This is a genomic window from Maricaulis sp. (assembly GCF_030149425.1).
Classification (GTDB): Bacteria; Pseudomonadota; Alphaproteobacteria; order Caulobacterales; family Maricaulaceae; genus Maricaulis.
This window is the reverse complement of the sequence record NZ_JASBRQ010000005.1, coordinates 14,695-34,954: the sequence shown is the minus strand read 5'-3', so window position 1 is coordinate 34,954 and position 20,260 is coordinate 14,695. Positions and strand designations below refer to the sequence as shown.

General features: G+C 62.7%; 21 protein-coding genes. 10 read left to right on the top strand and 11 right to left on the bottom strand.

The annotated features are described in order from the left end of the window. Window positions 1-40 precede the first annotated feature (40 nt). Together Q1V57_RS01125 and Q1V57_RS01120 are read left to right on the top strand one after the other, a co-directional pair. Window positions 41-649: a MarR family transcriptional regulator gene (locus Q1V57_RS01125; RefSeq protein ID WP_300526987.1), complete on the top strand. Its 609-nt coding sequence runs from the start codon at window positions 41-43 to the stop codon at window positions 647-649. Next, entirely contained in the window at window positions 650-877 is a 228-nt protein-coding gene (locus tag Q1V57_RS01120; RefSeq protein ID WP_300526986.1) for a hypothetical protein, read from the top strand. It begins immediately after the preceding gene. Here the strand turns inward: Q1V57_RS01120 and Q1V57_RS01115 are convergent. Genes Q1V57_RS01115 through Q1V57_RS01105 form a run of 3 tightly spaced genes read right to left on the bottom strand, consistent with a single transcriptional unit; the run spans window position 874 to window position 2,269 of the window. Then, the gene (locus Q1V57_RS01115; protein ID WP_300526985.1) at window positions 874-1,386 is read right to left on the bottom strand and encodes a hypothetical protein; all 513 of its coding nucleotides are present in this window, start codon (window positions 1,384-1,386) and stop codon (window positions 874-876) included. The two genes, Q1V57_RS01120 and Q1V57_RS01115, sit on opposite strands and share 4 nt — an antisense overlap. Beyond that, on the bottom strand, window positions 1,386-1,541 hold the full coding sequence (gene ccmD / locus Q1V57_RS01110) for a heme exporter protein CcmD (RefSeq protein WP_300526983.1): 156 nt from the start codon (window positions 1,539-1,541) through the stop codon (window positions 1,386-1,388). Before ccmD ends, Q1V57_RS01115 begins: the two co-directional genes overlap by 1 nt. After that, a complete protein-coding gene (locus Q1V57_RS01105; protein ID WP_300526982.1) occupies window positions 1,541-2,269 on the bottom strand; it encodes a heme ABC transporter permease in 729 nt (242 codons plus the stop codon). The genes ccmD and Q1V57_RS01105 overlap by 1 nt, the downstream gene beginning before the upstream one ends. A gap of 110 nt (window positions 2,270-2,379) precedes the next feature. Here Q1V57_RS01105 and Q1V57_RS01100 point away from each other — a divergent pair, with 110 nt between their 5' ends. After that, window positions 2,380-3,441 carry a DUF5694 domain-containing protein gene (locus tag Q1V57_RS01100; RefSeq protein WP_300526981.1) on the top strand — a complete coding sequence of 354 codons (1,062 nt, stop codon included), beginning with the start codon at window positions 2,380-2,382 and terminating at the stop codon, window positions 3,439-3,441. Here Q1V57_RS01100 and Q1V57_RS01095 read toward each other — a convergent pair whose 3' ends face one another. Both Q1V57_RS01095 and ccmA read right to left on the bottom strand, forming a co-directional pair. Beyond that, entirely contained in the window at window positions 3,442-4,113 is a 672-nt protein-coding gene (locus tag Q1V57_RS01095; protein WP_300526980.1) for a heme exporter protein CcmB, read from the bottom strand. It abuts the gene before it with no gap. Then, window positions 4,110-4,766 carry a heme ABC exporter ATP-binding protein CcmA gene (ccmA, locus tag Q1V57_RS01090; protein WP_300526979.1) on the bottom strand — a complete coding sequence of 219 codons (657 nt, stop codon included), beginning with the start codon at window positions 4,764-4,766 and terminating at the stop codon, window positions 4,110-4,112. The genes Q1V57_RS01095 and ccmA overlap by 4 nt, the downstream gene beginning before the upstream one ends. A gap of 149 nt (window positions 4,767-4,915) precedes the next feature. Between ccmA and acnA the strand changes: the two genes are divergently transcribed. After that, a complete protein-coding gene (acnA, locus tag Q1V57_RS01085; RefSeq protein ID WP_300526978.1) occupies window positions 4,916-7,591 on the top strand; it encodes an aconitate hydratase AcnA in 2,676 nt (891 codons plus the stop codon). An 84-nt stretch (window positions 7,592-7,675) separates the two neighbouring features. After that, window positions 7,676-8,413, top strand: coding sequence for a thioredoxin family protein (locus Q1V57_RS01080; protein ID WP_300526977.1), 738 nt, complete (start codon window positions 7,676-7,678; stop codon window positions 8,411-8,413). On the opposite strand, the gene Q1V57_RS01075 is transcribed toward Q1V57_RS01080, so the two are convergent. Beyond that, window positions 8,410-8,919, bottom strand: coding sequence for an ActR/PrrA/RegA family redox response regulator transcription factor (locus tag Q1V57_RS01075; RefSeq protein ID WP_366145047.1), 510 nt, complete (start codon window positions 8,917-8,919; stop codon window positions 8,410-8,412). The two genes, Q1V57_RS01080 and Q1V57_RS01075, sit on opposite strands and share 4 nt — an antisense overlap. 113 nt (window positions 8,920-9,032) lie before the next feature. After that, entirely contained in the window at window positions 9,033-10,364 is a 1,332-nt protein-coding gene (locus tag Q1V57_RS01070; RefSeq protein ID WP_300526975.1) for an ActS/PrrB/RegB family redox-sensitive histidine kinase, read from the bottom strand. A 135-nt stretch (window positions 10,365-10,499) separates the two neighbouring features. Here Q1V57_RS01070 and Q1V57_RS01065 point away from each other — a divergent pair, with 135 nt between their 5' ends. Both Q1V57_RS01065 and phaZ read left to right on the top strand, forming a co-directional pair. Further along, complete coding sequence (locus tag Q1V57_RS01065) at window positions 10,500-11,189, top strand: SCO family protein (RefSeq protein WP_300526974.1); 690 nt, start codon at window positions 10,500-10,502, stop codon at window positions 11,187-11,189. A 38-nt stretch (window positions 11,190-11,227) separates the two neighbouring features. Further along, a complete protein-coding gene (gene phaZ / locus Q1V57_RS01060) occupies window positions 11,228-12,496 on the top strand; it encodes a polyhydroxyalkanoate depolymerase (protein WP_300526973.1) in 1,269 nt (422 codons plus the stop codon). Here the strand turns inward: phaZ and Q1V57_RS01055 are convergent. Together Q1V57_RS01055 and Q1V57_RS01050 are read right to left on the bottom strand one after the other, a co-directional pair. Then, complete coding sequence (locus Q1V57_RS01055; protein WP_300526972.1) at window positions 12,493-14,106, bottom strand: hypothetical protein; 1,614 nt, start codon at window positions 14,104-14,106, stop codon at window positions 12,493-12,495. The two genes, phaZ and Q1V57_RS01055, sit on opposite strands and share 4 nt — an antisense overlap. 84 nt (window positions 14,107-14,190) lie before the next feature. Beyond that, the gene (locus Q1V57_RS01050; RefSeq protein ID WP_300526971.1) at window positions 14,191-16,173 is read right to left on the bottom strand and encodes a PBP1A family penicillin-binding protein; all 1,983 of its coding nucleotides are present in this window, start codon (window positions 16,171-16,173) and stop codon (window positions 14,191-14,193) included. Between the two features lie 129 nt (window positions 16,174-16,302). Between Q1V57_RS01050 and Q1V57_RS01045 the strand changes: the two genes are divergently transcribed. Beyond that, entirely contained in the window at window positions 16,303-16,491 is a 189-nt protein-coding gene (locus Q1V57_RS01045) for a hypothetical protein (protein WP_300526970.1), read from the top strand. Here the strand turns inward: Q1V57_RS01045 and Q1V57_RS01040 are convergent. After that, window positions 16,488-18,335, bottom strand: coding sequence for a sodium:proton antiporter (locus tag Q1V57_RS01040; RefSeq protein WP_300526969.1), 1,848 nt, complete (start codon window positions 18,333-18,335; stop codon window positions 16,488-16,490). The two genes, Q1V57_RS01045 and Q1V57_RS01040, sit on opposite strands and share 4 nt — an antisense overlap. 75 nt (window positions 18,336-18,410) lie before the next feature. On the opposite strand from Q1V57_RS01040, the gene Q1V57_RS01035 reads away from it, so the two are divergent. Further along, window positions 18,411-18,668 (top strand): hypothetical protein, encoded by a 258-nt coding sequence (locus Q1V57_RS01035; RefSeq protein ID WP_300526968.1) that lies wholly within the window; start codon window positions 18,411-18,413, stop codon window positions 18,666-18,668. Between the two features lie 69 nt (window positions 18,669-18,737). Then, window positions 18,738-19,736 carry a glycerophosphodiester phosphodiesterase family protein gene (locus Q1V57_RS01030; protein ID WP_300526967.1) on the top strand — a complete coding sequence of 333 codons (999 nt, stop codon included), beginning with the start codon at window positions 18,738-18,740 and terminating at the stop codon, window positions 19,734-19,736. A gap of 68 nt (window positions 19,737-19,804) precedes the next feature. Here the strand turns inward: Q1V57_RS01030 and Q1V57_RS01025 are convergent, their stop codons facing one another. Beyond that, window positions 19,805-20,017: a cold-shock protein gene (locus tag Q1V57_RS01025; protein WP_300526966.1), complete on the bottom strand. Its 213-nt coding sequence runs from the start codon at window positions 20,015-20,017 to the stop codon at window positions 19,805-19,807. Window positions 20,018-20,260 lie beyond the last annotated feature (243 nt).

Here is a 20,260-nt window from a genome sequence, read left to right as displayed (position 1 = left end):
ATCGGTCCTATGGTGACTGAAGGCATACGCGGAGTGGACCATGTCGAGAGAACTGCCTGATCCGTCGGGATTTAATCTCGCCGAGTCGCCCGGTCACCTTCTCCATCGCGCACAGCAATTCGCGGCGGAACGCTTTACCAAGGCGATGGCCGGTGCGCGTCTGACCCAGCGCCAGTTCGCGGTATTGCACGCGACCGCTCAAAAGGAAGGCTTGACCCAGACCGATCTGGTCAAGGCCACCGGCATTGACCGCTCGACCCTGGCGGAGCTGGTCGCCCGCATGGTCAAGAACGGCCTGCTCGAGCGTGAAAAACTGGAAGGCGATGCCCGCGCCAATGCGGTGCATTTGTCGACCGAAGGCCGCACCCTGCTCGAAGTCGCCACCCTCGGCGCCATGGAAGCGGACGAGGCCATCCTCTCTTCTCTGCCCAAAAACAAGCGGGCCAGCTTCCTGGAAACCCTGCGCCGCATCGCGATTACCCTGGAAAAGGGCGAGGAAGCGGCCAAGAAGGCGCGCGATAAAGAAAAAGAGAAGAAGAAGAAGGCCAAGAAGAAGGCCAAGGAAAAAGCCAAGGCCAAGGCCAAGAAAGCCGCAAAAAAAGCCGCCAAGAAGCTGCAAAAGCCCGGCAGCCCAGTCGCCGCAGAATAAATGCTCCTGCGTCACGCCCTCGCCGCCCTGACCGTCAGCTTTTCACTGTCGGCCGGCTTCTGGCTGGTCTGGGGCGTGTTCGTCATGCCCGGCTTTGTCGTGATGTCGCTGGCTGCGGCAGCGGCAGGCCTGCTCGCCGGCTGGCTGGCGGGCAAACGCCTCTGGGTCACGATACTGGCGACTGCGGTATTCCGGCTGGTGATTTACCTGGTCGCAACCGCGGCCTAGCGCGACCGCCGCGCTTCACGCTCAAGCGCCGGATAGATTGTCGATTGCAGCACCGGCACATCGATCGCTCCTTCAACGCGAGCGATGATTTCACCCTCATTCGATACGATCACGGTGAAAGGCAGTCCGGCCATGCCGAAGTCTTCGAGCAAGGCCGCACTATTGCTCAGCATCACGCCAGCGAACGGATCGCCGAACTCATCAAGAAACCGGGTCACTTCGCCGGCATCATCTCCGTGGAAGAGCGCGTAGAGCGTGATCCCTTCCGCCGAGAGAGCGCTCAGGACCGGCATTTCACTGCTGCAATCGAGGCAATCCGCAGAGAGTACATTGATCAGATAGGCCTGGCTCTGCCCGGCCGGATCGAAACCGGTACGCCCGTCCAGCTCCGCCAGGGCGAGCTCAGGCAAGGCTGGACGCGGCGCGTAATTGAGCTGGTATTCACGCCAGCCGAGCAGCCCTGCCAGGGCGACTATCGCCACCAGCGCCAATACCTGAAATACGCGCATCAACCCTCATCCTCTTCCAGTTCGCGCAGGCGGGCCTGGGCCCCGGCGCGTTCCAGAAGAGCGAAAACGATCAAAGCGATAATGGCAAGAGCAGAGACACCCCAGGAGCCCCAGACGTAGAAGGCGTAACCGCCCATATTGAGGAAATCCTGCATCACATACCCTCCCGCTCGCGCCGGCTCTGAATGCTACGGGCGCGCTGCACCAAGGCCCGCGAACGCAGGCGGTAGAAGACCAGCCAGGCCGCCAACAGCGTATAGGCGCCCATCATCAGGAAGAGCGGGGTGAGCTGGCTGCCATCAATGGTCGGCCCATCCATGCGGATGATCGAGGCCGGCTGGTGCAGGCTCGACCACCATTCCACTGAAAACCGGACGATGACGAGGTTGATGACCCCGATCATGGCCAGGATCGCGGCCATGCGAGCCGCGAGCTGGCGGTCCTCGATGGCCCCGCGCAGGGCGATATAGCCGAGATAGATCAGCAGCATGACCAGCACCGAGGTCATCCGCGCATCCCATTCCCACCAAGTACCCCACATCGGCTTGCCCCACAGCGAGCCTGTTGCCAGCGCCAGGGCGGTAAAAGTCGCGCCAATCGGCGCCATGACGTCTGCCGCCGCATCTGCCAGGGAGTGCCGCCAGACAAAATAGATAAAGCTGGCAACCGCCATGCCGGCATAGATGGCTGAGGCCATATAGGCCGCGGGCACATGCACATACATGATCCGGACCGTATCGCCCTGCTGGTAGTCCGGCGGCGACGCGAAGAAGGAGACGTAGACACCGATCGCCGCGAGCAGCAAACCGCCGATACCGCACACCGGGATCGCAATGCGGGCGAGCTGATCGAAACGCTGCGGGTTGGAAAAGTAAGACAGCATGCACGCTGCTTACTTCGCCGGACCAAAATCGGCAACTGCGTCAAAGCGCTCGCGGGCCCTGCATCCATTTGCCCCCTGGCACGCATCATAACGGCGCCAGGGAGACAGATATGATGCTTGCGATGATTACCGCCGTCCTGTTCGGCTTTGTACAGGCCAATACCGAGCCCGCTCCGGCGCCGCGAGACATGGTCGAGACGCTGGACGGACCGGCCACAGAGGTGGCGGTGCTTGCCACCATGCATCTTCGGCAATTGAGCGCGTTCGAGCCGGATTGGGCCAACCCCGTTGTCGACCAGCTCGCCGACTGGGCTCCGGACCTGATCTTGATCGAACAGCTCCCGGCCCGCGAAATCGAGATGATGCAAGCCGATCCGGCCTATCAGGAAGTGACTGACCAGTTTGCCGGCCGGATCATCGACCTGGCGCAGCAGGCCCAGCAGGAACTGGGTCTGACGCGGCACCAGGCACGCCAGGCTGTCGAACAAGCCACGGCGAACGCCTCAGCCGCCGAGCGTCGCCGGCTCGCCGCACTTCATCTGGCCAATCTTGATCCCGCTTCGGCCCTGATCCATTGGCACGGCCTGGCCGCAGCCGAGCGCCGCGCCGGTGACGGCATATCCGAGGCGCTTGCCGAGACGCTGAACAGCGATCTGGAGCGCAGCAACGAGGTCCAGCAATTCGCCGTGCCGCTGGCCGCGCGGCTCGGACATGACCGGATTTTCGCCTTCGACAGCCACTCCGACAAACGCGCCTTTCTTGGCGGGTACGAGGCCTTCGCCGCGTCATTTCAGGCCAGCGAAGTGATGACACAGGTCATGTCGGGCGACGCGATGGCGGAGCTTCAATCGGCAACGGCTTCGGTCGCCAGTGCCGAGGACTTGCTCGCCGCCTTGCGGCACATGAATAGCGCGCCATACGCTGAACTCGACATGGGAGTGCATTGGGTGTCCTTCGCCCGGGCCGACATGGATGGCATCGGACGGGCGCGTCTGGCCTATTGGGAAGCGCGCAATCTGCGCATGGCCGCCCATGCCCGCGAAATCATGGCCCAGCGGCCTGGCGGCCGGGTCCTGATTATCGTCGGGGCGGCCCACAAACCCTTCCTGGATGATGCGTTGAGCCGGTCGATGGATGTCGAAATTGTCGACACATTGAATCTGCTCGATTGATCAGCCGGTCCGGGCACGCATCGCGGCAGCAATGCCGAAGGGCATCAGGGCCATCGTCCCCAGCGATACCGCCAGGGTCAGCAAGAGCGTGGCCCAGGCCCGGTCCCATTCGCCCTCAAGTGCCGCCCTTCCGGCCCCGGACGAGAAGATCAGCGCCGGCACCATCATCGGAATGGCGATCAGGGCGATCAGCAAGCCGCCACGTTTCACACCCGCCGCCAGAGCACCGGCAAAGCCGGCAATCAGGGCCAGGGCCGGAAGAGCACAGAGCAGGGCCAAACCCACGAGGGCCGACTGGGCAAAATCCAGCCCGAACATGATACCGCCGATCACCGCGATGACCGGCAGAGGCGCCAGGGTGGCGGCGGCCTGGCCGAGCACCTTGGCCAGAGCCAGCAGGGCCGGGCTGACCGGCATCAGGACATAGAGCTCCAGCGTGCCGTCGGAGGCATCGTCGGCGAACAGGCGTTCGGCGGTCTGGACCACGGCGAGAAGGGCGGCGATAGCAGCAATCCCCGGCCCCATGGCCAACAGGCGTTCAGCCTGCGGCCCCACGGCCAGCGGAACAATCGAGATACAGGCCAGGAAAAAGGCTGCCGGCCCGGCTGCACCGCCGCCGCCGGCCCAGGCCAGGCGCGCCTCGCGGGCGAAAACACGGCTCAGGGCGTTCATCGGCTCAACTCCAGCGTCTCAGCGCCCGGCCAGTCGAGAATCTGGTGTGTGGCGGCAATAACGATGCCGCCACGGTCGCGATGCCAGGCGACAAGCTCGGCGAGACGGTCGCGTCCACGCTGGTCCAGCGGGCCGGCCGGCTCATCAAGCAGCCAGAGCGGACGATTGGCCACGGCCACCCGGGCAAAGGCGACCCGGCGCTGCTGTCCACGCGATAACCGCCCGGTCGGCCTGTCGATCAGGTGACCGATATCGAGCGCCTTGAGCACAGCCATGATCGGCGGCTTGCGCTCACCCTGCAGCCCGGCCCAGAAACGCAGGGTTTCGCGCACCGTTTCATTCGGCTTCAACCCGTCGACATGGCCGAGCCAGCCGATCCACTCCGAGGCCTCCAGATCAAGCGGCCGATCGCCGAGCATGATCGTGCCCTGATCCGGGCGCACCAAACCCGCCAGCGCGTGCAGGAAGGTGGTCTTGCCGGAACCGTTTGCGCCCATCAGGAACACCGCATCGCCGCCGGAAAGACGCAGATCCAGGTCCGAGATCAAACACAAATCACCCCGAGACAGGGTCAATCCCGCGACGCTGAGCGCCAAGGATTCAAAGGGCGCAAGATTCGGCAAAACTTCGGCGATCTGGTTCATCGTCCGCATGTCGCCCAATTGCCACGCTGGCGTCAACGCGTAGGGGCCGCATTGCACGGCACTATGTGTGCGGCTAAAACGCACGCAGCACAAAACCTTATATAGGTTTCCCTCCTCCCCCGGCGCGTCCGCGCCCTACCCAGCCGAGGATGATATCAATGGCCTCTCTCGACAGTTTTTCCTGCAAGCGCACGCTGACCGCAGCGGGCGAAACCTACACCTATTACGATCTCAAGGCGGCAGAAGAAAACGGCCTGGCGGGTATTTCCAAACTGCCGGCCTCTCTCAAGGTTCTACTGGAAAATCTGCTTCGGTTTGAAGACGGTAAGACGGTCACCAAGGATGATATCGAAGCCATGGCAGCATGGCTCACCACCCGCAGCTCCACGCATGAAATCGCCTATCGCCCGGCACGAGTGGTAATGCAAGACTTCACCGGCGTCCCCGCCGTTGTCGATCTCGCCGCCATGCGCGATGCCGCCGGCAAGCTCGGCGCCGATCCCAAGCGGATCAACCCGCAAGTGCCCGTCGATCTGGTCATCGACCACTCGGTAATGGTCGATTATTTCGGCGGTGAGAACAGCTTCGGCAAGAATGTCGAACGCGAGTACCAGCGCAATGGCGAGCGCTATAAATTCCTCAAATGGGGTGCCAAGGCGTTTGATAATTTCCGCGTTGTCCCGCCGGGCACGGGGATTATCCACCAGGTCAATCTGGAAAACCTCGCCCAGACCGTCTGGACACGGGAAGAAAACGGCGAAACCGTCGCCTATCCGGACACTTGCGTCGGTACAGACAGCCACACCACCATGATCAACGGCATCGCCGTTCTGGGCTGGGGTGTCGGCGGTATCGAGGCGGAAGCCGCCATGCTCGGCCAGCCTGTCTCGATGCTGATCCCGGAAGTCATCGGCTTTGAGCTGACCGGCAAACTGCCGGAAGGGGCCACCGCGACCGATCTGGTGCTGCGCGTGGTGGAAATGCTGCGCGCCCGCGGCGTGGTCGGCAAGTTCGTCGAATTCTACGGCTCCGGGCTCGATCACTTGTCGCTCGAGGACGAAGCCACCATCGCCAATATGGCGCCGGAATATGGTGCAACATGCGGCTTCTTCCCGGTCGATCATGAAACGCTCGCCTATATGCGCGCCACCGGCCGCGATGATAAACGCGTGGCCCTGGTCGAGGCTTATTCCAAAGCCCAAGGCCTGTTCCGTCCGGAATATGACGGCGACCCGGTCTTCACCGATACGCTGCACCTGGACATGGCCACTGTAGTTCCGGCGATCTCGGGCCCGAAACGCCCGCAAGACCTTGTCGTGCTGACCGAAGCGGCACCGGCCTTTACCGAAGCGATGGAGCGCGAATACGGCAAGGGCGATGAAATGGGCAAATCCGCCCCGGTCGAGGGCGAGGCGTTTGAATTCACCCATGGCGATGTCGCCATCGCTGCCATCACCTCATGCACCAACACCTCCAACCCGTCGGTCATGCTGGGCGCCGGCCTGCTGGCCCGCAATGCCGTCGCCAAGGGCCTGAAGGTCCAGCCCTGGGTGAAGACCTCCCTGGCTCCCGGCTCACAGGTCGTCACCGATTATCTCGAGCGCGCCGGCTTGCAGGACGACCTCGATGCTCTGGGCTTCAACCTGGTAGGGTATGGCTGCACCACCTGTATCGGCAATTCCGGCCCGCTACCGCCGGCGATTTCCAAGACCATCAACCAGAATGATCTGGTCGCGACCTCGGTGCTCTCGGGAAATCGCAACTTCGAAGGCCGGATCAGCCCGGATGTCCGGGCCAATTATCTCGCCTCGCCGCCGCTGGTCGTCGCCTACGCGATCGCCGGCTCCATGACCATCGACATCACCAAGGATCCGATCGGTCAGGACCAGGACGGCAATGACGTTTTCCTCAAGGATATCTGGCCCTCCTCGGAGGAGATCACCGAGGCTACGCGCACAGCGGTGACGCCGGACATGTTCGCGACACGCTATGCCGACGTGTTCAAGGGCGATGAGGCCTGGGGTTCCATCCAGGTCGATGGCGGCCTCACCTACGCCTGGGATCACACCTCCACCTATGTTCAGAACCCGCCTTACTTCGAGGGCATGACGATGGACCCGGAAGCGCCCGGCGATGTCATCGATGCCAAGATCATGGGTCTGTTCGGTGACTCCATCACCACCGACCACATTTCCCCAGCTGGTTCGATCAAGGCAGACAGCCCGGCCGGCCGTTATCTTCAGGAGCGCCAGGTGCCCGTTCTGGAGTTCAACTCCTACGGATCGCGCCGCGGCAATCACGAGGTGATGATGCGCGGCACCTTCGCCAATATTCGCATCAAGAACAAAATGCTCGATGGCGTCGAGGGGGGCTACACGCTCAAGGACGGCAAGCAGGTCGATATTTTTGATGCCTGCATGGCCTACAAGGCGGAAGGAACGCCGCTCGTCGTTTTCGGCGGCAAGGAATACGGCACCGGTTCATCGCGTGACTGGGCGGCCAAAGGATCGCGCCTTCTGGGGGTCAAGGCGGTTATCGCCGAGAGCTTTGAGCGTATTCACCGCTCCAACCTGATCGGGATGGGCGTATTGCCGCTACAGTTCGAGGACGGCGTATCCTGGGAAGGCCTCGGCATGAAGGGCGATGAGACCGTGACCATCAAGGGCGTCTCGGAACTGGAACCGCGTTGCTCGATGACCGTGGAAATCACCTTCCCGGATGGCACCCGGAAGTCCGCTCCGGCCCGGGCCCGCATCGATACCGATAATGAGCTGGAATACTTCCGCCACGGCGGGATCCTGCACTATGTCCTGCGCAATCTTGCCCGGGACTAACGCACAGGACACATTCCTCCCGCCCGTGTCACAGCCAAGTGATTGGCCGACACGGGCTGGGATGCTTATCTAGGCGGCATGCGTATGTATGCCGCCTTAGTCCTTGCCCTCATGCTGGTCATGCCGTCCGCCGCCACCGCCGGTACGGCGTCCTGTGACGAGCCCACCGAAACGCGCCCGGTCCTGGTCGAACTGTTCACCAGCCAGGGATGCGGCCTGTGCCCGGATGCCAATCGCTATCTCGGCGAACTCGACCAGCGTGAGAATGTCTTTGTCCTGGCCTTCGGCGTGTCCTACTGGGACATGTATGGCTGGACCGACACCTATGCCCGGCCGGAATATGTGACCCGCCAACGCGCCTATCTGCCGCGCCTGGGCATCAACCGGCTCTATACGCCGCAATTCGTTGTCGATGGCGCCATCAATGCGCCGGGCTGGAATGAGGACAAGGTCGCCGATGCCGTCGAGCAGCGCCTGACCGCTATGCCCTACACGCCGGAGATATCGATCAGCGACGGCCCGTTCGGCTCCTTCGTGGTCAATATTGACGGCGAGGCGCCAGAAGAGCCGCTGGACGTCTGGCTGGTCTCATACGCCCCCGGCTGGGCGACCGTCGACATCGAAGCCGGCGAAAATGCCGGAACCGAGATGCTTCACTACAACATGGTCAAAAGCCTGACCCATATCGGCCGCTGGGACGGCGGATCCGCGGAATTCGCCGGCGAGAGCTATCGCAGCCTGAAGACCATGGCCATCGTCCAGGGCGCCGATGGCGGGCCGGTATACGGGTTTGCCTTTGCCGAGGACGCGGAAACGAATTAGCGCGGTGCCCGCTTGGCCAGGATACGCTGCAGCGTACGGCGGTGCATGTTGAGACGGCGTGCCGTCTCCGAGACGTTATGATCGCATAATTCGAACACCCGCTGGATATGTTCCCAGCGGACGCGATCGGCCGACATCGGGTTTTCCGGCGGCTCCGGCTTGTCATCCGGATGGGCCAGCAAGGCTTTGATAATATCGTCTGCGTCGGCAGGCTTGGACATGTAATCCACCGCACCAGCCTTCACCGCCGCAACCGCGGTGGCGATATTGCCGTAACCGGTCAGCATAACGACACGGCAGTCCGGGCGAGAAGCATGCAGGGCTTTGACGACTTCCAGCCCGTCACCGTCTTCCAGGCGAAGGTCGAGAACAGCAAAGGCCGGCGGGTTGGAGCGCGCGATCTCACGGGCTTCATCGACGGTTCCGACTGCTGAAACGACAAAGCCACGGCCTGTCATGGCCCGGCCGAGGCGCGTCCGGAACGGCGCATCATCGTCCAGGATCATCAGAGTCTTGTCTTCGGGAAGCTCGAATTCGATATCGCTCACACTCAAACCCTCGTTTTCAATCGCACTTGCAACAACGACCGTCCGATGACGGCGGCTTGTGCGCTTCTCTCCTAGCGAACAATCGGCGCCGCCTCTACCTGTTTGCGCGGCCAACGCACACGCACAACAGCGCCGCCCTGGCTGCCCGCATTGTCGAAACTGACCTCACCGCCGGTTTTTTCAATCATGGTCTTGGCAATAAACACACCCAGGCCGAGGCCGCCCTGACCCGGCGTACCGGACCGGGAGGTGACATAGGGCTCTCCGATCTTGGAAAGAATTTCGAGCGAAAAGCCCGCTCCATCGTCCTCGATCCCGATCATGATGTAATCATCATCCCAGCTGCCCTCCACCACGACACGGGTTTCGGCAAAATCGACGGCATTCTCGATGAAATTGCCAACGCCATAGAGAAGCTCCGGCATGCGCCGCAGAACCGGCTCAGATGTCGCCGAGGCGCTGCCCGGCTGAGCCAGGTGAACATCGACCATGGGCCCAAGCCCGCGCAGGGGGGCTGCCGCTTCTTCAAGTGCGGCCAGGAACTCGACGCGATCATGGCGCTGGTCGGAGGCGGTACGCTCCTGGCTCAATCGCTTGAGAATGTCCCGGCAGCGGCGGGCCTGGGTGACGAGCAATTCCGCATCCTCGCGCAGAAGGTCGTTATCCTGCAGCTCGCGCAGCATTTCCTTGGCGGTCAGCTGGATGGTGGCCAGGGGCGTACCCAGCTCATGGGCAGCTGCCGCGGCGAGCGCTCCGAGGGCAGACAGCCGCTGTTCCCGCGACAATACGCTCTGGGTCGCGGCCAGGGCCGTCGCCATGGAGCGCCCTTCGCGGCTCACACGCCAGGAGTAAACCGCGGTGAAGGCCACGGCGATGAAGATCGCCGACCAAAGACCGACAATATAGAAAGCCGGCAGGTTTAGCGGTTCGCCGTCGATCCAGGGCAGCGGCAGGCTCCACAGCCACATCGCTCCGGTTCCCAGCATGGCGATAAGGGCGATCGCCAGGGACCAGCGCGGCGGCAGGGCGGCGACGGCAATCGTCACGGGGGCGGCGAGCATGACCACGAACGGGTTCTGCAGCCCCCCGGTCAGCATCAGCAGGGCACAGAGCTGGACCACGTCATAGACGAGCTGGGCGAAGGCCTGCCAGTCCTTGGCAAATTGCTGCGGCCGCACCGAAAGGGTCAGCCAGGTATTGATCCAGGCACTGGCAATAATGACGCCGAGGCAGAAGCCGAGCGGCAATTCAAAGCCGAGAATGAAATGCACGCTGAGCACGGTCAGCGTCTGTCCGGTCACGGCCAGCCAGCGCAACATGACCAGCGTGCGCAAGCGCAAACGGCCAAAGACCGGTGTCAGATGTGCGTCCCCGCCATAGGGGTCCCAGTCCGCATCACTCATAAGAAACCCTGCACAAATCCGTCATACTTGATGGACATATCAACTCGCCGACCATAGTTTCGCACCCGCAGCATGCGTGCGCGGGGACCTCGCATATCATGCTTCGCCGGCGGGCGAACAGTTCATGGAGTTTCAATGTCCGACAATGGTGACAAGCAGGGGTCGGCTTTTGGCCGATTTCTCAGCGGTATGGTCCGCGAGCGCGCCTGGGTTTGGCTGGTCCTCGCCGCCCCGATGGTCATGATGCTGACCTTCTTCACCCTGATGGCCATGGAGGGTGGCGACCGGGTCGACCGGCCCGCTCCGGTCCGGGTCTCGGGCGAAGCCGATATCGGCGGTCCATTCACCCTGGTCAACCATCTCGGCGAGACGGTGACCGACGAGGATTTCCGCGGCAAGGCGATGCTGATCTATTTCGGCTTCACCTATTGCCCTGACGTCTGCCCGTTCTCTCTTCAGATCATGGATCTGGCCCTGGACCGGCTGACCGAGGAAGAGCGGTCCCATTTCCAGCCCATGCTGATCTCGATCGACCCGGAGCGGGATACGGTTGAGCAGATGGCACAATATGTCGCCTCGCCGGCCTTTCCGGATAATCTCGTCGGGCTGACCGGCACGGAAGAACAGGTCGCTGCCGCGGCCGGAGAATATCGTGTGGCCTATCGCCGCTCCGGCGAAGGCGACGACTATCTGATGGATCATTCGTCCATCATCTATTTCATGGATTTTGAAGGTAAGTTCTACAACATCTTCGCCCACGGCACCGACCCTGAAACCGTGGCGCAAGGGTTGAAAGACTTCCTTGAGGAAGAAGGTGCATCCTGACGGACCGATAATTCCGCCGGCTGCGCCCTGGAGGCTTTATGCTCTACAGCATGTATGAAATGAACCGGATGGCGATGACGCCGTGGCGTGCCGCTGCCAATGCGACCCGCCGCATGATCCGGGCACCGTGGAACCCGATGGGCGATACCGTCGCCGGGCGGACCATGGCCGCAGCCGCTGAACTGTTCGAGAGCGTCACCCGCCGTTACGGCAAGCCGGAATGGATGCTGGACCATACCGTCGTGGAAGGTCACCGCGTCCCGGTCCGTGAAGAAGTGGTATGGTCGGAACCCTGGTGTGACCTGCTGCACTTCCGCCGCGACCACGAAATGCTGGATGCCATTCGCGGTCCGAAAAAGGACCGCAAAGTCCTCTTCGTTGCACCGATGTCCGGCCACTACGCCACGCTTCTGCGCGGTACGGTCGAGACCTTCCTGCCGGATAGCGAGGTCTATATCACCGACTGGCAGGATGCCCGCATGGTGTCGCTGGCCGATGGTCGTTTCGATCTCGATGATTTCACCAGCTATGTGCGCAAGATGATCGCCCTTCTGGGGCCGGATGTGCACGTGGTTGCCGTCTGCCAGCCCGGCCCGCCGACCCTCGCCGCCATTGCCCTGATGTCGGAAGACAATGATCCGAACCGGCCGGCCTCGATGACCTTCATGGGCTCGCCGATCGATACGCGAAAATCGCCGACCGTGCCGAACAAGCTGGCGGAAGAAAAACCCTATGACTGGTTTGCCAAAAACCTGATCCATACCGTGCCGGCGCCCAATCCGGGCGCGCTGCGCCGGGTCTATCCGGGCTTCCTGCAGCTGGCGGGCTTCATGAATATGAATCTCGACCGCCATGTCGATGCGCACTGGAATTTCTACAATCACCTCGTTGAAGGTGATGGCGACAGCGCGGAAAAACACCGCACTTTCTACGATGAGTATCTCGCCGTGATGGATTTGTCGGAGGAATTCTACCTGCAGACCATCAAGGACGTCTTCCAGGACCATAAGCTGGCCAAGGGCGAGCAGGAAGTCCACGGCCGCCGGGTCGACACCGCGGCCATCAAGGACGTGGCCCTGCTGACCGTGGAAGGCGAGAAGGACGACATCTCCGGTATCGGCCAGACCCAGGCGGCACACGATTTGTGCTCGAGCCTGCCGGACGCGCTGCAAATGGACTGGATTCAGCCCTCAGTCGGTCACTATGGCGTCTTCAACGGGCGTCGTTTCCGCGAGCATATCGCGCCGAAAATGCGCGGTTTCTGGGACGAGCAGGGCGCACAGGCCCTGGCCGGCCGCAAGTCCTAATTCGACGGAGGCGTATGGGTCACTGACAGGCCCATCGCATCCGCATTGAGACCGCCTGTCTTCGCGTCCGGAACCAGCATGTCCATGATGCTGGGCTCGCCCTCAGGTGCAACGCGCACAGTCAGCGACCCGCCCTGCTGGATAAAGCCCATCAAGGCGCGATTGGCCTGCATGCCGAATTCCGGTCCCAGCGACTGGGTCATGCCCAGCGCCATCAGCCCGGCAGCCCCGGCAAGCTGGGCCCGTGCATCCGCCTCGGGCATTTGCTGGTCCTCGCTCATACGGGCAACGACCCGCGCCAGCAGGCTTTCATCGCTCAAGGTCACCGCCAGTTCCTGGATACGGAGCGCACTGAGCACGTCCTGGCCGATCGCTTGGCTGACCGCGGGATCGTCCCGGTCAGCCTCGGCGGCAATCGCCATGATTTGTGACAACTGGTCATAGCCGGACGTGTCGGACACGATATCGAGGCGGAAACCGTCCTCGAGCCGGTAGTAGTTATCGCCCTCGGTCCAGATGCGCCCGTTCTCGGCGTCGAAATAGGTGTTGAACTCGGCCTGCAGAGAGATCTGTTCATAGCCCATCTGGGCAAGGCCCGTGGCGACCTCCGCGCCCTGCTTGTTCGCCGCATCCGGCACAAGGCTGAGACCGTTCATACGGGTCCGCGACCGGGTGATATTGCCATTGACTTCATTGCTGACGGTCAACGCGTCCAGCGCCAGCTCGACACCACTCATCGTCATCGCGACATCGCGGATATTGAGCAGCTGGTAGAGCTCACCCGGCTGCAGCATCATGGTCTGGAAATAGGCTTCAACAAAGCCGGACTGGTCATCTTCCTGCGCAAAATCACCCCAGGAGGTGAGGGTATCGATATCGATGCCCTCGAGACGGACTTCGCCGGCATTGAAATCCAGTGTGGCGCTGTTCGCCGTGACCGTGTCGACACTCCAGTCGCGCAGCACGAAGCGGCTCGATGCGGCATCCGCATCATAGGACCAGCGCACATCCTCGATGCTCATGCGCACATCGGTTCCGTCGGGGTCTACGCCCGCCATTTCGAAGCCGGAAAACACCACCTCGCCGGCAGAAATCCCGTCGAGCTCGAGATCATCACCGCCTCCGCCAACGCGCGGCGTACGCAGGACTTCACCGATCGCAGCGGCCAGTGCCGGGTTCGGAGCATCAATACGCAGGGTCTCGAGGCTGAGGACGGCATCACTGTCATGCCCTGACAGGGCAAAACCGGACAGGGTCAGGCCATCGAGCAAGAAGCTGTCGCCAGCACCCAAGCGAGGGCTGTCGAAGCGCAATTCCTCGATATGCATGTCGGCGCCGAGATAGGGGTTGTCATTGACCGGCTGCCCCTTGGCATCGCGCTCCGCTTCATCAAAACCGGTATTATGGATCACCACGCCGGAGAGGATGACGCTGCCGCTCTCGAAACGTGAGCCTTCAAAACTCAGAACGCCTGGACGGGATTGATCGAGTTCGATCGCAGCCATGGCGGCCAGGGCCTCGCTGCGAGACGGTTCTGTTTGAGTCCATCCTGCAGACGCCAGAACAAGGCAGGCCGAACCGGCCATGAGAAACTGATCGAATACGCGCACAAGCAACCCCCTGTTGAAATCGTTGGCGAAATAACTAACGGCTTCAAAACAGTAAGGCCAGACACGAAAACGCTTGAGCCTGGTTTAATCCCCGCCGAGCCCGGCCAGGAAAGCAGCGATCGGGTCACGCTCCTCCGCTTCCGGTGGTTCTGCGACGATCTCGGATACCGGCTGGTCCGGTTCGACCGCCTCCGGCATCAGGGCAAGCGGCGCACCGGCCGGGTCGGATGCGAGCCCGTATTGCGGTGCGGCCGTGACGAAACCGGCATAGATCGAGGCCGGCGGCCCGCCACCGGTGGCGCGCTCGGTTGGCGCATTATCATCATTACCGACCCAGACAACCGTGACCAGCTCGCCGCCAAAACCGGCGAACCAGGCATCCCTGAACTCGTTGGTCGTGCCTGTCTTGCCACCCTCGGTCAGCCCCCCGGCCTGGGCGTTCCGGCCGGTACCCCAACTCACAACCGAGCTGAAGAGCTGGCGCATGCGGGCGTAGGTCCGGTCATCGAGCACCCGCTCATGGCCGACCGGCTGGGCCTCATAAACAACTGCGCCACTCCGGTCCTCGATCAGCAAGATACCATGCGGTTCAGCGCGATAACCCCCGTTGGCAAAAGCTGCATAAGCCCCGGCCATCTCCAGCGGATTGACCTCGTAGGCACCCAGCGCCAGCGAGCGGTCAACGCGCAAGCGGCTTTCGATGCCCAGGCGGGTGGCCAGGCGTGCAATATGCCCGCGACCGGTTTCCTCAGCGATACGCACAGCGACTGCGTTGGAGGAGCGGGCAAAGGCCTCGCGCAGCGTGATATCCCCGCGGTATTCGCCATTGTAATTGGCCGGAGCCCAGTCGCCGACAGCGACCGGCGTATCCGACCGGATATCGTCCGGTGTCAAACCGGCTTCGAAGGCGGACGCATAAACGAAAGCTTTGAAGGCCGAACCGGGCTGACGTTGCGCCAACACGGCGCGATTGAACTGCGATGCCGTATAGCTGCGCCCACCGACCATCGCTCGGACCGCGCCGTCATGGGCCAGGGAGACCAGTGCCGCCTCGCTTGCCCCGCGGGCGGTGTCCGGATTTGCCATGGTGCGGGCCAGGGATTGTTCGGCGGCCCGCTGGGCTACGATGTCCAACGTGGTGGTCACCCGCAAATCACCATGATCCGGCCCCGCCAGCTCCCGCACCTGCGGCGCAATCCAGTCAATGAAGTACTGAGCCCCAGGGCTCGAGGCACCGCGCGATACTCGGATCGGCGTTGAGGCCGCATCGATACGTTCCTGCGGTGTGATACGCCCGGTTTGCTCCATCAGGTCGAGCACCACGGTGGCACGGGCGGCGGCCCGATCAGCATCATTGACGGGGCTATAGCGGGACGGGGCTTTGAGCAGACCGGCAAGCAGCGCCGACTCGCCGAGATTGAGCTCGGATACGGTCTTGCCGAAGTAACGCGCAGAAGCCGCTTCGACGCCCCAGGCGCCGCCGCCGAAATAGACCCGGTTGAGGTATAGCTCGAGAATTTCATCCTTGCTGAAACGGCTCTCGAGCCAGAATGCGAGCAGGACCTCCTGCACTTTGCGGCGCAGGGTGCGTTCCGGCGTCAAGAACAGATTCTTGGCCAATTGCTGGGTCAGGGTTGATCCGCCCTGGACCACGCGGCCGGCCCGCAAATTGGCCAGCAGCGCGCGCCCGGTGCCGATCACATCAACACCGAAATGGCCATAGAAACGCCGGTCTTCGACGGCGAGAACGGCATCGACCAGAGCTGGCGGGATTTCATCAATCGTCGCGGCCCGGCCATGGGCTGACCCCCGGCGGGCAATCAAGCGACCGGTCTGATCATAGAAGCTGATTGCGGCGGTGCGCTCGACATCGGCGAGACCGGACGTGTCCGGCAGGTCGCGGGCGATCAGAACAAGCCAGACCGCCAGGACGAGGCCAGCCGCAGCACCGAGGACAAAAAACGCCTTGAACCAGCCGAATCCACCCTTTGACCGGCGCGGCTTGCGCCGGCGCGGCGTCACCGGGCGGCGCCGTTGCGGACGGGCGGTATTGGCTGAGCGCGGCATGCGTAGTCCCCGACGAAAACCGAAGGTTTCAAACTGGCCAATCGGGGTTAATTCGCCATGAATCACGCGCTTTCGCGCTTGCCCTCTCGACCATCCGGCGCCACCATGGACACAGAGAGGGACATCATCATGACCATCAAGCGTTCATTTCTGGTCCTCGCCGCCCTGATCGGTGCGGCAAGCCTGACCGGCTGCATGGCGATCTACGACGGCACCGACGCGGTTTGCCCGAATGGCGATCCGAATGCTGGCAATTGGCCCTATTGCGGCGCAGCGGCGCCGGGCGGCAGCCAGCCCGGAGACGACCCGGTCTATTAAGCCTCGACCGCCTCAGCCGCCTCGGGCGGTGCGAACCGGATAATGACGGTACCGGGCCCGGCCGGCGGCTCCTTGCCCGGCCCAAGCATGGCAAAACGGCCATTGGGCATGCGCGCGAGGATGAGATCGCCGGCTCCGTTGGCGTCAGCCAGGCAGTCTTCCATGGTGTAGGTTTCGCTGAGCTTGGTCGCCTTGAAGCGCCAGCCGCCCCACCAGTCCCGCGTCAGGCTTTCATAACCGCGTCCGCGACGGATCAGCGTGCGTCCGCGTGCCGTGTAGACAATGGCCCGTGGATCCTCGCTCTCACGATTATCGCTGTCTTCCGCATCCACACCGGAGAGCTGGAAAACGTGGCTACGGCCCAGCTCCGGCGAGTACTCCACGCAAACCAGCGCGTTATAGGCATCATTCGGGCTAGCGGCGAGCAGAGCCGAGAAACGCGCCGGTTCGAGCCGCCAATCAGCGGTCTCTGACAGGACCTCGCCGTAATAGACATCATGACCGGCCAGACGTGCCGAGCGCAGGCGGCGCCAGCCGGTATCGGCAATGGTGACGGGGACATCGGCGCTTTTGAGGGCATCGGCCAGGCCTAATGTCCAAGGATTGGCGCCGACAATGAGCAGGCGGTCAGGTCCGTCAGTGGAAAGTTTCAGGGCCTTGGCCAAGGGCTGCACAGCGAAACCGCATCCGAGAACGCTGGCGAAAATGGTCGCAAACACGAGCGGTGCGAGGATGGCGGCGTCCGTCCGGCCGGCATCGACCAGCGTGGCTGCGAGGTGACCGGCTGCTGCGGCGGCGACCACGCCGCGCGGTCCGATCAGGCCGACAAAGGCGGTCTCGCGCCAGTCCAGCCCCGATCCAACAGTCGCCAATAATACTGACAAAGGCCTGACAATCAGCATGAATACTGCAATAAAGGCAGCATGTTGCCAATTCAGGGCGAGTAGGTCAGAAGGCGCGAGACTGGCTGCAAGCACGACAAAGACACTGGCCACGAGAATGGCCGCAATGCCTTCCTTGAAACGTCGCATTTCCTCGATCGAGGCCAAGCGTGAATTGGCGACGACCAAGCCGAAAATGGCCACGGCCGCGAGTCCGGTTTCATCCGCCAAGGTCTCTGCGGCGGCGTAACAGACCAGGACCGCAGCCAGCACCATCGGCGCCTTCATGGGCTCAGGCACCCAGCCACGGCGGAAGGCCTGGGAGAGCGAAAAACCGGAGGCAAAGCCAAGAATGGCCCCGATAAGGGCGCCCAGGGCCAGGAATCCGGCCGCGACGGCCCAGTCATGGCCCAGCGCAGTCTGGCGCACGGCTTCAAAAATGAAGACCGCCGCCAGGGCCCCGATCGGGTCGTTGACGATGCCCTCCCATTTCAAAACCGCGGCAATGCGCGGGGGGAGTTTGGCCTGACGCAAAAGGGGAAGAACGACGGTAGGCCCTGTCGTCGTCAGCAAGGCCCCGATCATGGCAGCAAGGTCGAGCGCCATTCCGCCGACCAGGTGCAGGGCCGCAGTGGTCAGCCCCCAACCGAGCGGGAAACCCAGGAAGACCATCCGACGGACCGGAGCCGAAACATCCCGCAACTCGCGAAAATTCAGTGTGATACCGCCCTCGAACAGGATCACCGCGACGGCCAGGGCGATCATCGGGCGCAGATACTCACCAAAACTGGCAGCGGGATCGAGCAGCGGCTGCCCCAGAACGAGGCTGGCATAGGGGCCGAGCAACAGCCCCGCCCCCATCATCAGGACGATGGAAGGCCAACGCAGACGCCAGGCGAGCCATTGCGCGGCGATGCCTGAACCGGCGATGACCGCGATGGTCAGGGTAAGGTCAGCCTGCATGAATTAGTGTCGCCGCGTCTTTTCAGTTTGGACAAAGCCGCGGCGCAGGAAACGGCGCGGCGTGGGGAGGCTAAGATGGACACACTTCCGCATGAAGTACAAACCGCATTGGTGTCATTGGCGACTGCACTCGTTATCGGCGGCAGCGTCAGCATGTTCGGCGCGCCGGCCGTGTTCAACACCGCGCGTTCGGTCACGAGCTGGGTGATGCGTCACCGCATGATCACGGCTCTCGGTCTGAGCGCGGCTGGTGCAAGCGGGGCCTGGATGGGCGGACTTTTCGGTGGCGCCGGAGAGGCACTTATCGCCGGTTTGTCCGGGTTTTTCGCCTGATCACATTTTCCCTCTCCCGCTGACAACCGGCACGGTCTAGATTGCCGCCGGATCAGCGAGGGGAACCGCATGCATCACCGGCTCATCGGCATCGGACTAGCCGCAATCATCCTGACGGCCTGCACACAACCCGTTGAACAAGCTGAGCCTTTTCAGTGGAACACGCTGTCCGGCAATCCCACACTGGTGATCGCCCATCGCGGAGCCAGCGGCGACCTTCCAGAGCATACGCTGGAGGCCTACAGCCTGGCGATCGAGCAGGGCGCCGACATTATCGAGCCCGACCTGGTCATGACGGCAGATGGGGTCCTGGTCGCCCGGCACGATCGCTACCTCTCGACCACGACCAATATCTCCGACAGGCCGGAATTTGCAGATCGCCGCCGCGTGCAGGGCGATCGCGATGACTGGTGGGTTGAGGACTTCACCCTCGCCGAACTGCGGACCCTGCGGGCCCGGCAACCGCGGGCGGACCGGCCCCAGGACTTCAACGACCAATTCCTGATCCCGACGTTTGAAGAGGTTCTGGACCTTGCCGCGCAGGCCGGAGTGGCAACCGAGCCGGAGGTCAAATCCCCGGGGCATTTCGTCTCGATCGGGCTCGATCCCGGTCCGGAATTGGTGCGCATTCTGCGCCAACGCGGACTGGACGGGGTTGGCGCTGCGACCAGTATCCAATGCTTTGAGCCGGGTTTCCTGGCCCGCCTCAACGAGGAGGTCGACACCCCACTCCTGATGCTGGTTTTTCCGATGGCTGAACTCGACCCCAGCGCTGGCCCGCTGGTCCCGACCGTTTCTCTCGCCGACATGGCCGCCTTCGCCGATGGCGTCGGTCCGGCCAAATCCTTGGTGATGGGTCCCGACGGCAGCGATACCGGCTTTATCGCCGAGGCCCATGCGCTCGGGCTGAGTGTGCATCCCTGGACCTTCCGGGATGACCAACCGGTTGCACCCGGCGTGGATGCGGCGACGGAACTGGAATGGATTTACCGGCTTGGCGCCGACGGTGTGTTCACCGATTTCCCGGCCACTGCCGTCGACGTTCGCGACGCGTTGGCCGGCGATTAGTCTTCCGGCAAAGAAAAAGCGCGCCGCAGTTGCCTGCAGCGCGCCTTGTCGGTCAATCAGCTTATCGCTTAGTCAGCGAGCTGGAGATTGACGGCCTTCGGGCCCTTGCCACGACGATCGGGCTCGGTTTCGAAGGTGACTTTCTGGCCGTCATCAAGACCCGGAAGACCGGAAGCCTGGACTGCAGTGATGTGCACGAAGACGTCAGCGCCGCCCTCGTCCGGGGTAATAAAGCCAAAGCCTTTGCTCTGGTTGAAGAATTTGACCGTACCGTTGGCCATGGTGGGATACCTTCCCTGATGTGCGCCGCGTCCGGGCGAAATATGCGATACCCACCGGCGTCCCGGCGGGGCAGTACGGACGTGGAAGTCGGGGAAGGCTGAAGTCATTCAAACCGGAGCGCAAACAGCACACGCGCAGCCCGGGGCAGGCAATCAGTATTCCGTCCGGCCAAAGGGCCGCCCGTTCCGGCGATATGCGCAGGTTTTTCGCGCACTGGCAAATGAAACTATTATATATTGCTA

What these genes read in the sequence shown, in the direction of transcription:
- Q1V57_RS01125 (WP_300526987.1), top strand. Translation starts at nt 41, where the DNA reads ATGTCGAGAGAACTGCCTGATCCGTCGGGATTTAATCTCGCCGAGTCG.
- Q1V57_RS01120 (WP_300526986.1), top strand. Translation starts at nt 650, where the DNA reads ATGCTCCTGCGTCACGCCCTCGCCGCCCTGACCGTCAGCTTTTCACTG.
- Q1V57_RS01115 (WP_300526985.1), bottom strand. Translation starts at nt 1,386, where the DNA reads ATGCGCGTATTTCAGGTATTGGCGCTGGTGGCGATAGTCGCCCTGGCA.
- ccmD (WP_300526983.1), bottom strand. Translation starts at nt 1,541, where the DNA reads ATGCAGGATTTCCTCAATATGGGCGGTTACGCCTTCTACGTCTGGGGC.
- Q1V57_RS01105 (WP_300526982.1), bottom strand. Translation starts at nt 2,269, where the DNA reads ATGCTGTCTTACTTTTCCAACCCGCAGCGTTTCGATCAGCTCGCCCGC.
- Q1V57_RS01100 (WP_300526981.1), top strand. Translation starts at nt 2,380, where the DNA reads ATGATGCTTGCGATGATTACCGCCGTCCTGTTCGGCTTTGTACAGGCC.
- Q1V57_RS01095 (WP_300526980.1), bottom strand. Translation starts at nt 4,113, where the DNA reads ATGAACGCCCTGAGCCGTGTTTTCGCCCGCGAGGCGCGCCTGGCCTGG.
- ccmA (WP_300526979.1), bottom strand. Translation starts at nt 4,766, where the DNA reads ATGCGGACGATGAACCAGATCGCCGAAGTTTTGCCGAATCTTGCGCCC.
- acnA (WP_300526978.1), top strand. Translation starts at nt 4,916, where the DNA reads ATGGCCTCTCTCGACAGTTTTTCCTGCAAGCGCACGCTGACCGCAGCG.
- Q1V57_RS01080 (WP_300526977.1), top strand. Translation starts at nt 7,676, where the DNA reads ATGTATGCCGCCTTAGTCCTTGCCCTCATGCTGGTCATGCCGTCCGCC.
- Q1V57_RS01075 (WP_366145047.1), bottom strand. Translation starts at nt 8,919, where the DNA reads ATGATCCTGGACGATGATGCGCCGTTCCGGACGCGCCTCGGCCGGGCC.
- Q1V57_RS01070 (WP_300526975.1), bottom strand. Translation starts at nt 10,364, where the DNA reads ATGAGTGATGCGGACTGGGACCCCTATGGCGGGGACGCACATCTGACA.
- Q1V57_RS01065 (WP_300526974.1), top strand. Translation starts at nt 10,500, where the DNA reads ATGTCCGACAATGGTGACAAGCAGGGGTCGGCTTTTGGCCGATTTCTC.
- phaZ (WP_300526973.1), top strand. Translation starts at nt 11,228, where the DNA reads ATGCTCTACAGCATGTATGAAATGAACCGGATGGCGATGACGCCGTGG.
- Q1V57_RS01050 (WP_300526971.1), bottom strand. Translation starts at nt 16,173, where the DNA reads ATGCCGCGCTCAGCCAATACCGCCCGTCCGCAACGGCGCCGCCCGGTG.
- Q1V57_RS01045 (WP_300526970.1), top strand. Translation starts at nt 16,303, where the DNA reads ATGACCATCAAGCGTTCATTTCTGGTCCTCGCCGCCCTGATCGGTGCG.
- Q1V57_RS01040 (WP_300526969.1), bottom strand. Translation starts at nt 18,335, where the DNA reads ATGCAGGCTGACCTTACCCTGACCATCGCGGTCATCGCCGGTTCAGGC.
- Q1V57_RS01035 (WP_300526968.1), top strand. Translation starts at nt 18,411, where the DNA reads ATGGACACACTTCCGCATGAAGTACAAACCGCATTGGTGTCATTGGCG.
- Q1V57_RS01030 (WP_300526967.1), top strand. Translation starts at nt 18,738, where the DNA reads ATGCATCACCGGCTCATCGGCATCGGACTAGCCGCAATCATCCTGACG.
- Q1V57_RS01025 (WP_300526966.1), bottom strand. Translation starts at nt 20,017, where the DNA reads ATGGCCAACGGTACGGTCAAATTCTTCAACCAGAGCAAAGGCTTTGGC.